This window comes from Microbacterium sp. NPDC087592 (genome assembly GCF_044743585.1).
Classification (GTDB): Bacteria; Actinomycetota; Actinomycetes; order Actinomycetales; family Microbacteriaceae; genus Microbacterium.
This window is the reverse complement of record NZ_JBIUWT010000001.1, coordinates 1,217,560-1,232,090: the sequence shown is the minus strand read 5'-3', so window position 1 is coordinate 1,232,090 and position 14,531 is coordinate 1,217,560. Positions and strand designations below refer to the sequence as shown.

At 68.6% G+C, this 14,531-nt stretch carries 14 protein-coding genes; 12 read left to right on the top strand and 2 right to left on the bottom strand.

Going from position 1 to position 14,531, the window contains the following annotated elements; translation table 11 throughout:
• Nucleotides 1-390 precede the first annotated feature (390 nt).
• Complete coding sequence (locus ACIOTO_RS05830) at nucleotides 391-1,893, bottom strand: SulP family inorganic anion transporter (protein WP_400857002.1); 1,503 nt, start codon at nucleotides 1,891-1,893, stop codon at nucleotides 391-393.
• Nucleotides 1,894-2,034: 141 nt separating this feature from the next.
• Here ACIOTO_RS05830 and ACIOTO_RS05825 point away from each other — a divergent pair, with 141 nt between their 5' ends.
• A complete protein-coding gene (locus ACIOTO_RS05825; RefSeq protein ID WP_400857001.1) occupies nucleotides 2,035-2,550 on the top strand; it encodes a hypothetical protein in 516 nt (171 codons plus the stop codon).
• A gap of 183 nt (nucleotides 2,551-2,733) precedes the next feature.
• Nucleotides 2,734-3,909, top strand: a complete 1,176-nt coding sequence (locus ACIOTO_RS05820; RefSeq protein ID WP_400857000.1) for a hypothetical protein — start codon at nucleotides 2,734-2,736, stop codon at nucleotides 3,907-3,909.
• A gap of 26 nt (nucleotides 3,910-3,935) precedes the next feature.
• On the opposite strand, the gene ACIOTO_RS05815 is transcribed toward ACIOTO_RS05820, so the two are convergent.
• Nucleotides 3,936-5,192, bottom strand: coding sequence for an MFS transporter (locus tag ACIOTO_RS05815; RefSeq protein WP_400856999.1), 1,257 nt, complete (start codon nucleotides 5,190-5,192; stop codon nucleotides 3,936-3,938).
• An 82-nt stretch (nucleotides 5,193-5,274) separates the two neighbouring features.
• Here ACIOTO_RS05815 and ACIOTO_RS05810 point away from each other — a divergent pair, with 82 nt between their 5' ends.
• The 10 genes from ACIOTO_RS05810 to ACIOTO_RS05765 all read left to right on the top strand — a co-directional run bounded on the left by ACIOTO_RS05810 (nucleotide 5,275) and on the right by ACIOTO_RS05765 (nucleotide 14,315).
• Nucleotides 5,275-5,583, top strand: coding sequence for an ArsR/SmtB family transcription factor (locus ACIOTO_RS05810; RefSeq protein ID WP_400856998.1), 309 nt, complete (start codon nucleotides 5,275-5,277; stop codon nucleotides 5,581-5,583).
• Nucleotides 5,584-5,650: 67 nt separating this feature from the next.
• Nucleotides 5,651-6,373 carry a hypothetical protein gene (locus tag ACIOTO_RS05805; protein WP_400856997.1) on the top strand — a complete coding sequence of 241 codons (723 nt, stop codon included), beginning with the start codon at nucleotides 5,651-5,653 and terminating at the stop codon, nucleotides 6,371-6,373.
• The gene (locus ACIOTO_RS05800; protein WP_400856995.1) at nucleotides 6,370-7,329 is read left to right on the top strand and encodes a hypothetical protein; all 960 of its coding nucleotides are present in this window, start codon (nucleotides 6,370-6,372) and stop codon (nucleotides 7,327-7,329) included. Before ACIOTO_RS05805 ends, ACIOTO_RS05800 begins: the two co-directional genes overlap by 4 nt.
• A gap of 50 nt (nucleotides 7,330-7,379) precedes the next feature.
• Complete coding sequence (locus ACIOTO_RS05795) at nucleotides 7,380-7,946, top strand: TetR/AcrR family transcriptional regulator (RefSeq protein ID WP_400856993.1); 567 nt, start codon at nucleotides 7,380-7,382, stop codon at nucleotides 7,944-7,946.
• A gap of 113 nt (nucleotides 7,947-8,059) precedes the next feature.
• Entirely contained in the window at nucleotides 8,060-9,478 is a 1,419-nt protein-coding gene (locus ACIOTO_RS05790; protein ID WP_400856992.1) for an MFS transporter, read from the top strand.
• A 224-nt stretch (nucleotides 9,479-9,702) separates the two neighbouring features.
• Nucleotides 9,703-10,590: a DUF2520 domain-containing protein gene (locus tag ACIOTO_RS05785; RefSeq protein WP_400856991.1), complete on the top strand. Its 888-nt coding sequence runs from the start codon at nucleotides 9,703-9,705 to the stop codon at nucleotides 10,588-10,590.
• Nucleotides 10,587-11,570, top strand: coding sequence for a pantoate--beta-alanine ligase (panC, locus tag ACIOTO_RS05780; RefSeq protein WP_400856990.1), 984 nt, complete (start codon nucleotides 10,587-10,589; stop codon nucleotides 11,568-11,570). The genes ACIOTO_RS05785 and panC overlap by 4 nt, the downstream gene beginning before the upstream one ends.
• Entirely contained in the window at nucleotides 11,552-11,944 is a 393-nt protein-coding gene (gene panD / locus ACIOTO_RS05775) for an aspartate 1-decarboxylase (RefSeq protein WP_400856988.1), read from the top strand. Before panC ends, panD begins: the two co-directional genes overlap by 19 nt.
• Nucleotides 11,941-12,810, top strand: coding sequence for a 3-methyl-2-oxobutanoate hydroxymethyltransferase (panB, locus tag ACIOTO_RS05770; RefSeq protein ID WP_400856987.1), 870 nt, complete (start codon nucleotides 11,941-11,943; stop codon nucleotides 12,808-12,810). Before panD ends, panB begins: the two co-directional genes overlap by 4 nt.
• Before the next feature lie 140 nt (nucleotides 12,811-12,950).
• Nucleotides 12,951-14,315 carry a DUF222 domain-containing protein gene (locus tag ACIOTO_RS05765; protein ID WP_400856986.1) on the top strand — a complete coding sequence of 455 codons (1,365 nt, stop codon included), beginning with the start codon at nucleotides 12,951-12,953 and terminating at the stop codon, nucleotides 14,313-14,315.
• The last annotated feature ends 216 nt before the right edge of the window (nucleotides 14,316-14,531 follow it).

Genomic DNA, 14,531 nt, shown 5'->3' with positions numbered 1-14,531 from the left:
ATCCTGCTTGCTCCATTTCGCACACATTCGTTTCCGCAACACGCTATCGCCTTCCGTGGAAAGCAACGAGGGCCGTTCCGTTTGGCGGCCAGTGTCAGCGCTTCGTGCAGCCTCTCGTAGCGCTCCTGGTCCCGTCTCCGTCGCACGCGGCGATGCGGTGGTGGTGGTGCGAGATTTCGTAACGAGCGCTGATTGTAAGAAGGCACTCATGGATGGGCTCCTCAAGCTGAGTACGGGCGCCGTCGGCAACTCAGCCACTCTTACCCCGTAGTCTTTCCGATTGCAGCGCGCCATCAGCGGACACTCGCTAGCGGAAAGCGCCGTAGGCACGTTGCGGTTACCATTCCGCATGCCACGGCCGCAACGGCTCCCTGCGCCGGGGATCGCGGCCTACTCGAACCCACCCGTCAACCGCCCGCGCATCCGCGAACTGCTCTCATTCATCCCGACGATCTCCACCGTTTTCCCCAACGCCTGATACTTCGTCTCGATCGCATCCAACGCGGCGACGGTCGACGCATCCCAGATATGCGACCCCGACAGATCCACAACGACCCGCCCCGGATCCGATGAGTACGAGAACAACGTCGTCAGGTCATTGCTCGACGCGAAGAACAGCTCCCCCTCCACGACGTAGGTCACGACGTCTCCCGCCGCACCGAGAACCCGAGTCACCGACACGAAGTGCGCCACCCGCCGCACGAACAGCACCGACGCGACCAGCACCCCACCGACGACCCCGACCGCCAGGTTGTGCGTCAGCAAGACAAGAACAACCGTCGCCACCATCACGAACGTCTCGCTCTTCGGCATCCGCTTCAACGTCGACGGTCGCACGCTATGCCAGTCGAACGCTCCGATCGCCACCATGATCATCACGGCCACCAGCGCGGCCATCGGAATGGTCCCGACGAAGTCCCCGAACACGACCACCAGCAGGAACAGGAAGATCCCGGCGCAGAACGTCGAGATGCGGGTCCGCGCACCCGAGGCCTTCACGTTGATCATGGTCTGACCGATCACGGCGCAGCCGCCCATGCCGCCGAAGATCCCCGACAGCACGTTCGAGACACCCTGCCCCCACGCCTCACGACTCTTGCGCGAGTGGGTGTCGGTGATCTCGTCGACGAGCTTCGCGGTGAGCAGCGACTCCATCAGCCCGACCAGCGCGACCCCGAGCGCGAACGGCGCGATGATCGTGAACGTCTCCCACGTGAGCGGAACGTTCGGGATGAACAGCTCCGGCAGACTCTTCGGCAGCTCGCCCTGGTCGCCGACGGTGGGCACGGTGATGCCGAACGCGAGCACGACACCCGTCACGATGACGACCGACACGAGCGGTGCCGGCACGATCTTGGTGATCTTCGGCATCAGGATCATCACGACGATCCCGAGCGCGACCAGCGGATACACCAGCCACGGCACGTCGATCAGTTGCGGGAACTGCGAGCTGAACACGAAGATCGCCAGCGCGTTCACGAACCCGACCATGACGCTGCGGGGGATGAAGCGCATGAGCTTCGCGACGCCGATCACCCCGAGGATCACCTGGAAGATGCCGGCGAGGATGACCGTCGCGATGAAGTAGTCGAGCCCATACGTCGGCGCGACGGGCGCGATCACGAGCGCCACGGCCCCGGTCGCCGCGGTCACCATCGCCGGACGTCCGCCGAGGAACGCGATCGACACCGCCATGATGAACGACGAGAACAGCCCCACCTTCGGGTCGACCCCGGCGATCACCGAGAACGCGATCGCCTCGGGGATCAGCGCGAGCCCGACGACGAGCCCGGCCAGCACCTCGCGGGTGAGCATCCGCGGGTTCTTCAGCGCCTCAAGCACCGTGGGATTCGCCCGGTACCGGGCACGATCGTCGATCGTCGTTGCAGACATGGATGCTCCAGGGGAAGGCGCCTCGAGATGAGGCAGACGTTCCAGCGTAGAGCGGATGCTGCGGATGCGGGGCTCCTCCGCCCTTCCGCCCCGCGGACTCCTCCGACATGATGAAGAGGACCGACCTCGAAGGAGTCCTCCGTGTCACTCACACCGCCCTCGGCCCCGCAGGCCGACACCGCCGTCACCGGGCTGCCCGGCGCCGTGGTGATCGCGGGCATCCGCAAGATGCTCATCTGGACCGTCGTCGCCGGAGTCGTGTACTCGGTCTTCATGAGTGGCAGCAAGGGCATCTGCCCGGGCGGCATCGACGCCAACGGAGGGTTCATCGACGCCGAGGGCCGGTCGGTCGACCAGGCTCCGCTCTGCGTCTCGTTGTCGCTCCGCCCCAGCGTGTTCGTCTACGTCGGCATCGCACTGATCGTCCTGATCGCGCTCGGCCGCGTCACCAAGGCAGTCGACGCGCGTGCGGCCCTGCGGACGATGGAACGCGCGATCCAAGGAGCCGGCCTGCTCGTCGCCATCGCGCTCGTCGTGTCGCACGTGTGGTTCCAGCTGACCCCGCTCGAGCAGTTCTCCTCCGACTCGTGGTCTTACTTCAGTCCGTTCCCGCTCGGGGTCATCGACGTCTCGACCGACCCGATGACAGGGCCCTGACGGCCTTCGCTTGCCCGCGCCCCGTCGGGAGGATAGGCCAATTAATGACAGGTGAACTCTCGACAGCCGCACGATGGCGCTGAATGTCCGCAAGGCCCGCTAGCATCCGAATAGCTCAGGGAGCAGAGCAGATCGTATGTCTGCCCTCTTCCGTATCAATCGAGGATCACGCTGGGGGATCTTGTGGCGCAAGACAAAGACGTCGTCAATGTGGCATCGGGTGAGGCCTCGCCCTCGGCGAAGCTTCCTGCCGATTTTCAGGACAAGGTGTTCAAGGCGATCGCCGTGCAGCGTCCCGCTGTCGCGGCCTACATCAAGGAAGTGCGGCGGAAGAATCCTGAGGCGTCGCCTGCTCAGGTGATGAAGACCATCGAATCCCAGTACGTGGCGACCACGACAGCTGCGAGCGCCGCGGTGGGAGCATCGGCGACGATCCCCGCCGTTGGCATCCCGGTCGCGCTCGGGCTCGGGGTTGCCGATCTGCTCTTCTTCTACGAAACCACTGCGCTCTTCGCCCTCTGTATGGCCGAACTTCGGGGCATCCCCGTGGACGATCCTGATCGCGCGAAGGTAATCGTTCTCGGCGCGCTTCTCGGGGAGAAGCGTCGCAGTCCCGTCTCGCAGATCGTGCTGAGCGCCCTGCCGGCAGGCGCGACCGTCGCCGGAGCCCGCGCCGTCGCGGGGGGAGCGCTGTCGGGAGCGACCCCCAAATGGGGGGACCTCCTCGCCCAGCAACTCCCGGACTCCGCGCTTGTGCCGGTAACCATGGTGCTTGCCAAGCAGGCCATCGCGCAGGGGACGGTAATGGGAGCCGTCAAGATCAGCTCGAAGGCAATTCCCGTCATCGGATTCGTCGCAGGTGGCGCGACCAGCTTCTACTTCGGAAGCGGTGTGGTGAAATCCTGCCGCGCGGGCTTCTCCGACCCCGTTGAAACGTGGCCCGAATGGCTCGAGCTGACTGACAGCGACGGCGATGGCGTCCCTGATCCCTCAAAGGCCGTGCTCGCGATGCGGGCAGCTTCCGAGTCGGCGAAGGACTTTGGCGAGAACGTATGGGGTCGCATCGTCGATTCGACAGAAGTGTTCCGAAGTGTCGACATCGACGGTGACGGTATCCCCGACGAGGCTCGCGCAGTCACCGCGGTCAAGGGTGCGGCGACCGTGATGGGAACCGCCGCTGGTGGAGCGGCGAAGGTCGTTGGCGGCGCTGCGGGCGGTGCCGCCAAGGCTGTCGGTGGGGCGGCGGCGGGAGCTGCAGGAACCGTTGCCGGCTTGTTCAAGCGCGGGAAGTCGAGCGCTGGCAGCCATGACCAAGAGCCTGAAGAGCCGACGCCTGAACCGGAACCCGGGGTCTCCTGAGCAAACGGGCTCGGAGGCGACGTCAATCAACCTGGGTTGATCGCCCTCGCCCCGCTACGCCCCGCCCGCACCCGCAGCCCGAACGCGACCGCCGCCAGCGCGATCACTACGACCCCGTATCCGACGCACACGGCCTCGAGCCCGACCACACCGACCAGCGCTCCGGCGATCACGGCCGGCACCCCGAACGCCAGGTACGCCAGCAGGTAGATCACGGCGAAGGTATCGGCGCGCTGCGTCGCCGGGATTCGCGGGGCGAGTGAGGCGACCACTCCCGAGAACGCGGTGCCGAAGCCCATTCCTGTGACTGCTGCCGCGACGAGGTAGAACGGCAGCGACCCGACCCCCAGCGCGATCAGCGACAGCAGAGTCCCGACCGCGAGCGCCGACGTGCCGAACAGCACCATCGACCGCGCGGCGATCTTCCGCAGCACGAACGCCGTCACGGCACCGACCCCGGCGAGCAGCACGACCCCGAGCCCCTGCCACACGTGCGCCTCGCCACCGAGCTCGCCCCGCACGATGTTCGCGCCCAGCGACAGGAACAGCCCACCGGTCGCCCAGCCCGCGATCACGGCCGGAGCCCCGCGCCAGAAGTCCGCGCGGATCGCGGACGGGATCGACAGCCGGAAGCTCAGCGACGCCCACACCCCCGGCTTGCGCGGAGCCGTCTCGGGCACGAGGAAGAACAGCGCCGCGAGCAGGATGTATGCCGAACTCAAGGGCGCGAACACGTCGAGCAGCGCCTCGCCGCTGACGTCGAGCACCATGGCCGACACGAGTGCCCCGAGCGCGAGTCCGATCCCCGGGCTCAGCGCGTTCCACAGCGCCGCGACCCCCGCGCGCCCGCCCGGCGCGAAGTCGAGCACCGTCGCCGACAGCGCCGAGATCAGCAGACCGCTCGCCACACCCTGCAGGATGCGCGCGAAGAACAGCATCGCGACGGCATCCGCGTGCCAGAACAGGAACATGCTCCCCGCCAGCAGCAGGAACCCCGCGATCACGACCGGACGACGGCCGACGTGGTCCGAGAGCGACCCGGCGGTGAGGAGCGTCAGCAGCAGCGCCACCGCGTAGACCGCGAACACGGCGCTGATCACGATCGCCTCGAACCCGATGCTCTGCGCGAGCACGGGGTAGAACGGCGACGGCGCACTCGCCCCGACCATCATCAGGATCTGCGCCACGATCGCGAGCACGAACCCGAACCGGGTGCGGGGGACCGCGCCCGCTGGCGCGCGCCCGGTGATCGACGGGCGGACGATCGGCTCGGTGCTGGTCATGGCGACTCCTCTTATGGTTCGAGAATCATCGAACTATCGGAGCGTACTCGCCATCCGTCGATTGTTCAACTATTCTCGAACCATGCCTGGCGATCTTCCGCACCCGGAGCGCTCCGAGATCCAACTCACCGACGTGCTCTTCGCGCTCAGCGACCCCGAGCGCCTCGCCATCACGCGCCAGCTCGCCGACGGCCCCCTCGACATGGCCGCCTGTCACTCCACCGACCCGAACCTCCCGAAGTCGACCAAGTCGCACTTCATGAAGGTGCTGCGCGAAGCCGGCATCATCCGCAACGAGCCCAACGGCCGCCGACGGATGCTGACGCTGCGCCGCGACGACCTCGACGCGCTCTTCCCCGGGCTGCTGGACTCCGTGCTGCGCAATCCGTGATCGCTCGCGGGTCGCCGCCGAGGCCGCGTTCGACGGTCATGCGCCCGCGGTCCGCTAGATTCGCGACATGACCGTTGTGAATGCAGCCACCGATCAGAGCGGATATCAGGTCACAGACGATGACCTCGATTTCCTCGGAATCACTCGGGAGATGTTCGATTCGTGGGCGCGGGGCGAGTCACCTCTGGCTGTCTCTCCCGCGGACTACCTGCACCTGCGTACCACTCTCTTCGCCGCCCTGAGGGAGGATGGCATCGGTGATGCCGACGTCCGTCTCCAGGGCAGTGCGGCCAGGTTCTTCTCGTCGCCTAAGAAGCCGATGCTGTACACCAGGGCGGAACTCGTTCAGGAGTTCATGGATCAACACGGCCGGCTGCCGGATCCGTACGAGACCGACCGGATGGAGCAGCGCCTCGGCTTGCGTTGGAGCGCGCCGGGGCCGCGGCAGCGACCGTTCGATGCGTTGTACGTGATCGGAGCTGCGGCAGAGGCCAGCGATCTGGACTTCCAGGTCTCCAGCAATGCGGCACGATCGATGATCGAGGCGGCGGTGCAGGAGCTCGGCCTCTCGGTGAACGACATCCGTGCGAAGCACAAGGGCTACAACTTCTTCCAGAAGCAGCTGACCGAGACCCGGTTCATCCGCCTGAGCCTCTGGAGGACGAAGGCGTCCGAGCTGATCCGACGGCCGGTGTCGGTGGCGATCTTCGACGGCAACGGTCCGCCGGTCTCGACGAGCGGATCCGTCTCGAGTCACTTCCAGCCGTCCGACTGGCTGGTGCAGGAATGACCACGGGCGGGGTAATCGAAATCGTTCCCGGGCGGATCAGCAGGCCCGCCGTCGCGTTCCGTGTCGACCAAGCAGCATCGCGCATCCGCGCGGACCTGGCGGCCGGCCGCGGTTCCATCGTCGTCGACGAGACCGGCAGCAGCTCGCTCGTGCTGCAGGAGATGATGCAGGGTTTCGGCGTGCCCAGGGCCGAACGGTGGGGGGCCGAGCTGATCGAAGATCCCCGCGGTGCAGCCGATCGGCTGCGCACGAGACAGGGTTCGGCCTCCCCGATCGCGGACCGCCACCTCGCGCATTCCCTGCGTCGAATGTCGACCGAGCGGCCCCCGATCGTGGTCGTGATCAATCCTCTCGACGAGTCACCGGCCTCCATCGATGCGGCGAGGTTGGGTGCAGACGTCTATATGCTCCCGCGCCGACGAACCTCCCTTCCTCAAGATGTCGGGACCGTCGTCCCCTGGCGGCGTGCGATCGATCTGACTCCTCTGCTGGCCGCGCTGAGGCCGCCGGACGCGGTCGAATGGCGGCAGGAGTATCGGTCTGCGGCGCCCGAATACAACCGTGCGCCGGGGCAGCCGGTCGCGAACCGAATCGTCGAGCTTCCCACCTTCGAGCCGGTCATGGTCGTCCGTGAGGTGCCGGGGTCGCTCGGTTCGATCCATTTGGGCGGACGTCTCACCCTCGCGACATTCGCCCTCGCGCCCATCGTTGCGGGAGAGCCCGAACCGTGGCGTGCGGTCGCCGAGCCGCTGGGGATCAGTCCTGCGCAACTCCGCGACCCGGACGAGTGGGTGGTCGGGGGCACCATGATCCGTCACGATCGGGCGTTGCAGGTCACGCGTGGAGATGCCGACGGCGAGCTGCGCGTCCAACTGGTGTGGGGCGGGCCCGACCCTCGCGGTCACGAGATCGCGCGGATCGAGGAGGAGCTCGACGGCATCCTGAACTCCCGGTGATCTCACGATCGTCATTGCCCTCCACGAAGAGTGAGTGTACAGTCACTCATATGTCCGCGACCCGCAGTTCGATCCTCTCCACCGCCGATGCCCGCCGGCCTGTCGTGGCCGCGGCGGCGCTGGCGGCGTTCGCGCGCAGCGGCTATCACGGCACGACCGTCGCCGACGTGGCCCGCGAGGCCAAGATCTCCCCGGCCTACGTCTTCAAGCTGTACTCCGGCAAGGAGGCGCTGTTCGTCGTGGCGCTCGAGGCCTGCTTCGACGCGATCGTCTCCGCCCTCGAAGAGGGGGCGGATGCTGCCGCCGACACCTCGCCCGAAGGCGTGCTCGACGCGATGGGCGACGCCTACGCGCACCTCATCTCCGACCGGAAGCTGCTGATGCTGCAGGTGCACGCGCAGTCGGTCGCCGAGATCCCCGCGATCGGGGAGGCGCTGCGCGCGGGACTCGAACGTGTCACGACATTCGCGAAGACCCGTTCACGGGCGGGCGACGACGACGTGCAGCGCTTCATCGCCTACGGGCAGCTCTGTCACCTGATCGTCACCACGCAGCTCGACGGACGCCCGGGGGATTGGGTCGCCCTGTTGACCAGGGGGATCACGCACCCCGATTGATCCACCCCCCCCGGGGCGTCAGCCCTTCTTCATGCCCGCAAGAGTGAGTGAGTAGTCACTCATCCAACCGGCCTCGAAACATCACGGACAAGAAACCAGAACAGGAGCACGTCATGACCACCCTCACCTCCCTCCCGACGCTCGCCGCACCGCGCAGCACGCGCCGCTGGCTCGCCCTCAGCGTCCTCGCGCTCGCGCAGTTCCTCGTGGTGCTCGACGCCTCGATCGTGAACATCGCCCTCCCCGTCCTCGGCCGGCAGCTCGGCATGGACACCGCCGCCCTCGCCTGGGTCATCACCGCCTACGTGCTCGCGTTCGGCGGCCTGCTCCTCCTCGGCGGACGCCTCGCCGACCGCTACGGACACCGCCGGGTGTTCCTGATCGGAACGGCCGGATTCGTGGCGGCATCCGCCCTCGCCGGGCTCTCGGTGTCGAGCGAGATGCTCCTCGCCGCCCGCGCCCTGCAGGGCGTCTCGGCTGCGCTCCTCGCCCCCGCCGCCCTCGCGCTGCTGACCCAGCTGTTCCCGAACGACGCCGAGCGCACCAAGGCGCTGGGCGTGTGGGGAGCCGTCGCCGGCATCGGATCGGCCGCGGGGGTGCTGCTCGGCGGGGTGCTCACGGCGACCCTCGGCTGGCAGTCGGTGTTCTTCGTCAACGTGCCGGTCGGCGCGCTCGTGCTCATCGCCATCCCGCTGCTCATCACCCGTGACGGCATCCGAACTCCCGGGCGCCTGGATGCCGCCGGCGCCGTGACCGTCACCGCCGCACTGGTCGCCCTCGTCGGCGCTCTCAGCGCAGTCGAGCAGGTCGGCTTCGTGCACCCGCTCCCGCTGGGCCTGCTCGCCCTCGCGCTGATCCTCGGCGTCGCCTTCGTGGCGATCGAACGTCGCGCTGCCGAGCCGCTCGTCCCGCTCCGCGTGTTCCGCAACCGCAACCTCGCCCTCGGCAACATCGTCATGCTGCTCGGCGGCGCCACCATGGTCGCGCTCTTCTTCGCCCTCTCGGTGTACATGCAGGCCGTGCTCGGCTACGACGCCCTCACTGCCGGCCTCACGCAGCTGCCCCTCGCCGGCGTGCTCGTGATCGTCGCCGGTGGCGTGCCCGCCGTGATCGCCCGCGTCGGCACGCGGCCGGTGCTGATCGGGGCGCTGCTCATCCTGGCCGCGGGGCTCGTCTGGCTCGCCGCGGCCCCGGCGGATGCCGTGTTCCTCACGCACCTGCTCGCCCCGACCATCCTGATCGGGGTCGGACTCGGCGGCGCTGTCGTGGCGACCACCCAGCTCGCGGTCGACGGCGTCGAAGGTGCAGAGGCCGGACTCGCCGGCGGGCTCGTCAACACCAGCCAGCAGATCGGCGGCGCGCTCGGACTGGCCGTGCTCGGCACGGTCGCCGGCCTGCGCACGGCAGCGCTGTCGGCAGAGGGGGCGTCGTCTGCCGAGGCGCTCACCGGCGGATTCTCCTGGCTCTTCCTCGGTGCGGCGGGGCTGGCGGTCGTCGGGGCGGGGATCGTCGCGGTCTGGCGTCGCGACTGAGGTCGTTTCAGGGTGGGCCCGTGGAGCGCGTCGAGTGATGCGCTCCCCGGGCCTCTCGTGTTTGGCGTGAGAGCTATATGACATCCCGCAATCGCCGATAGCTACGATAATGACATCCATCTGGGGTCTCATGGTTGTCATATTGCTCCCAGATTTGGAGCGGATGCCGCGATGGGCGGATACTTCTGGCATCCGGACCGCCCCCACTCGGCCGGGGAATCGACATGCAGACTTCCTCTTCGCTCCCGCCAGGAACGACCATCGCCATCGTCGGCGCCGGTCGTCTCGGACGCGTGCTCGCGCGCTCCCTGCGCACGGCGGGGTTCGACGTCCTCGGCCCCCTCCGCCGCGATCAGTCGATGCCGAACGCCGACATCGCGCTGCTCTGCGTTCCCGACTCCGCCATCCCGGCCGTCGCGTTCGTCGCTCGACCGCATGTGCGGCTCGTCGGACACGTCTCGGGTGCCACCCCGCTCGACGACGTCGACTTCAGCATCCACCCGTTGCAGACCTTCACGGGTGGGGAGACGCCCGACGTGTTCCACGGCATCGGCGCCGCGGTCGCCGGGCGCACCGACGACGCCCGCGCCGTGGCCGAGCAGCTGGCCCGGGCCCTCGGTGCCCGCCCGTTCATGGTCGAGGATGATCACCGCGCGAGCTATCACGCGGCGGCATCCTTCGCCTCGAACTTCGTGCTGACGGTGCTCGATGCGGCGGAGCAGCTGGCTGCGGCCGCGGGCATCCCCTCGGATGACGTTCGCCAACTCCTCGCCCCGCTCGTCCGGCGGTCGGTCGAGAACTGGGCGGATGCCGGCGCGCAGGACGCCCTCACCGGACCGATCGCCCGCGGCGACGCGGAGACGGTCGCCCGCCAGGGGTCGGCCGCCGCAGAGCTCGACCTTCAGGACCTGTTCGACGCCCTCGCCGCCGCCACGCGGGCGATCGCCTCTCGCGCCGAAGCCCCGGTACGGATGTCGGGAGAACGCACGGATGCCGGGAGAAACGCGGCCGATCCGCCCGACAGCCGTCCCTTCTCCCGACAGGTGACCGGCGAAGTGACCGGTGAGATGGCCGGCGAAGTGACCGGCGAGCCGAAGGAACCGTCCGCATGAGAATCCTCCGCACGATCCCCGAGGTGCGCGCGGCCGTCCGCGAGACCCGGCTCGCGAACGGCACGGTCGGCCTCGTCCCGACGATGGGCGCCTTCCACGACGGACACCTCTCTCTCATGCGGGCCGCGCGCGCGGCATCCGATCTCGTCGTCGTCTCGCTCTTCGTCAACCCGACCCAGTTCGGCGCGAACGAAGACCTCAGCTCCTACCCGCGCGATGAGGCCCGCGACGCCGCGCTCGCCGAGACGGAAGGCGTCGACATCCTCTTCGCGCCCGCAGCATCCGAGATCTACCCCGACGGGTTCGCGACGAACATCCACGTCGCCGGCCTCACGGATGTGCTCGACGGCGCGAGCCGCGGCGCGCACCACTTCGACGGCGTCGCCACGGTCGTCACGAAGCTGTTCGGGATCGTCCGGCCGGATTCCGCGTACTTCGGACAGAAGGATGCGCAGCAGGTGCTCGTCGTCCGCCGCGTCGTACGCGACCTCGACCTCGACGTGAGGATCGTCGCGTGCCCGATCGTGCGAGAGGCCGACGGGCTCGCCATGAGCTCGCGCAACGTCTACCTCGACGATGCCGCGCGGCTGCAGGCGACGGCGTTGAACCGGGCGCTGGATGTGGCGGCCGAGGTGTTCGCGGCGGGGGAGCGCGAGGGCGCGGGCATCCTGTCGGCGGCGCGGCGCGTGCTCGAAGACGCCCGGATCTCTGTGGAGTACCTGGAGCTCCGCGATGCCGAGACGCTGAAGCCGGTCGTCCGCGTCGAGCAGGACGCGCTGCTCGCGGTCGCCGCACGCGTCGGCGCCGCCCGGCTGATCGACAACCATGTGCTGACCGTTACCGACGTCGCTGATCGGGACGTCGCTGAACCGGATGCCGCTGAACCGGACGTCGCTGAACCGGATGCCGCCCTCCCGGACGCCGCCGACCCGCAGACCACCGACCCGAAGGGCGACGCCGGATGCGACGCACGATGCTGAAGTCGAAGATCCACCGCGCCACCATCACCGCCAGCGATCTGCACTATGTGGGCTCGGTCACGATCGACCCGCTGTTGCTCGAAGCCGCCGACATCCTGCCCCACGAGCAGGTGCACGTCGTCGACGTCGACAACGGCGCGCGCTTCGAGACGTACGCGCTGGTGGGGGAGCGCGGATCCGGCGTCATCCAGGTCAACGGCGCCGCCGCCCGCCTCGTGCACACCGGCGACACCATCATCGTCATCTCCTATGCCGACTATTCGCGCGAAGACCTCGCGAGCTACGAACCGGTCGTCGTGCACGTCGACCGGGACAACGCGATCATCCAGGTCGATGACGCCGTCGACCGCCTGCTGACGGAGGCCCACGCATGAGTGCTCACGCCGCCCCGCGCAAACGTGTCACGCTCGCCGCTCTCGCCGCGAAGAAGGATGCCGGCGAGCCGATCGTCATGGTCACCGCCTACGATCACCCGAGCGCGCAGATCGTCGAGGCCGCCGGTGTCGATGTCGTGCTCGTCGGCGACTCCGCCGCGATGACCGTGCTCGGCTACGACAGCACCGTGCCGGTCTCGGTCGACGAGATGCTGATGCTGACGAAGGCGGTGCGCCGCGGGCTGACCGCGCCGCTGCTCGTCGGCGACCTGCCGTTCGGTTCGTATGAAGCCTCGGAGGAGCTCGCCATCGCCACCGCCCAGCGCTTCGTGAAGGAAGCCGGCTGCGACCTGGTGAAGATCGAGCGCGGTGGCACGACCGTCGACCGCGCTCGGGCGCTCGTGCAGGCCGGCATCCCCGTGGTCGGGCACGTCGGGCTCACCCCGCAGACGGCCACGGCGCTCGGCGGCTACCGTGCCCAGGGCCGCACCGCCGAGGCGGCGCTCGCCGTGATCGACGACGCCCTCGCGCTGCAGGCCGCCGGGTGCTCGATGCTCGTGGTCGAGGCGGTGCCCTCCGAGGTCACCGCCGCCCTGGTTCCGCTGCTCGACATCCCCGTGATCGGCATCGGAGCCGGAGCGGATGCCGACGGGCAGGTGCTCGTGTTCCACGACCTGCTCGGGCTGTACGACGGCGGCGCGGCCAAGTTCGTCAAGCGTTACGCGGAGTTGCGGGCGGCTGCGATCGGCGGCGTGGAGGCATATGCGGCGGAGGTGCGCGGGGGTGTGTACCCCGCGAGCGAGCACGGGTATGCGATGCCGGAGGGGGAAGCGGCGCGGCTCCGGGAGTTGCTCGCGCGGCGCTGAGGTGATTCGTGGATAAGTACGTATCTGGGGTGCTTGTGGAGGAGTGGTCCCCGGGGGCACTGTGGCGTATTTCTGCGACATTCTGGGATGTGATGCGGAGATAGCTTCGAAGGTAGCGTGTTACCGGGTTAGGATGGAGCATGTCCACTTTGACCGGGTTGCACGAGGCGATGAGTCGCCTCGATGCGGCGTGGGCGGGTGCCGGCGAGGCGGGGGATCTGTCCCGGGCGCAGCTGGTCGCGGTGGGGGCGGCGATCGGGGTGCTGCAGCGGCGGTTGGATGCGGTGCATGTCGGGGTCGCGGCGGGCATCGCGCGGGAGTCGCGGGCGGAGTTGGGGGCGGAGAGCCTGGCGAAGCAGCAGGGGTTCCGCACTCCGGCGACGTTGATCGCGGCGACCACGGGACGCTCGACGGGCGACGCGGTGCGTCTGGTGAGGGTGGGGGAGGCGACGGCGCCGCGCGCGGACCTTCTGGGGGCGCGGCTGCCGGCGAGGTATCCGTTGGTGCGGGACGCGCTCGACTCGGGGGTGCTCGGTGCGCCGGCCGCGGCGATGATCATCGCGGTCCTGGATCGGTGCCGGGTGACGGCGGGGCAGGGCCGCATCTCCGAGGGGGAGCGGGTGCTGGTCGAGAAAGCACAGGGACTCGCGTTGGATGATGTGCGAAAGCTCGTGGTGCGGGCGGAGGCCTGGTTGGACCCCGAGGGGGTGGAGCCGAAAGAAGAGGAGCGGCGGGGGAAGCGGGTGTTGACCCTGTTCGAGCGGGACGGGATGGTGCACCTGAACGCGGTGCTCGACGCCGAGACCGCCGCCCCTGTGGTGACCGCGATCCGCGGGTTCGTGACGGCCGCGTTCGCCGCCCGGCAGGATGCTCCCGACGCGGAGGCTCCGGATGCGGACCGGCGCACGGTCCCGATGATCCAGGCCGACGCGCTCGCGGTGTTCTGCGCGCACGTCCTCGGCTGCCAGACGCGGGTCCCGGTCGCCGGGGCCACGGTGATCGTCCGGATGAACCTCTCGGACCTGGAATCGGGGGCGGGATCGGCGGCCATCGACGGTCTCGACCAGCCGGTCAGTGTCGGGGCGGCGAGGCGGATGGCCGCGGGAGGCGGGATCATCCCGTGTGTCCTCGGGGCGGACAGTGAAGTGCTCGACTGGGGGCGGGAGAAACGCCTGTTCACCCGGGCACAGCGGTTGGCGCTGGTGGAACGCGATGGTGGGTGTGCGATGTGTGGGCTCCCACCGGAGATGACCAAAGCACACCACATCCGCTGGTGGAAACGAGATCACGGACCCACCGACCTCGCCAATGGGGTGTTGCTGTGTGAGACCTGCCACCACCGCATCCACGACAACGGGTGGGACATCCGCATCGACAGACCCCGACACGGGACCGCGAACAGGACCGGGACCGGGGGACGAGTGTGGTTCCTCCCACCCGCACACGTCGACCCCACCCGCACCCCACGACTCGGCGGCCGCGCCCGCTTCGACATCGCCGCCTGACCTGACTCCGGCGAGTGGCCGCCGAGTGGCGGTCCGCGTGACCTGGCTCCGGCGAGCGCTCGCGGCGTGGCGCGTCCGTCGGTGGGGGAACGGCGCAGCAGCACCGTGATCTTGTATTCACTTCTTTTCCGAGCATCCGGGTGGCTGACCGCAAAGTTGTTTACCTAACGTTCCTGCGTTCGCCGTTCCCCGTCTGGAACGGCTCCCTAGCGTCGT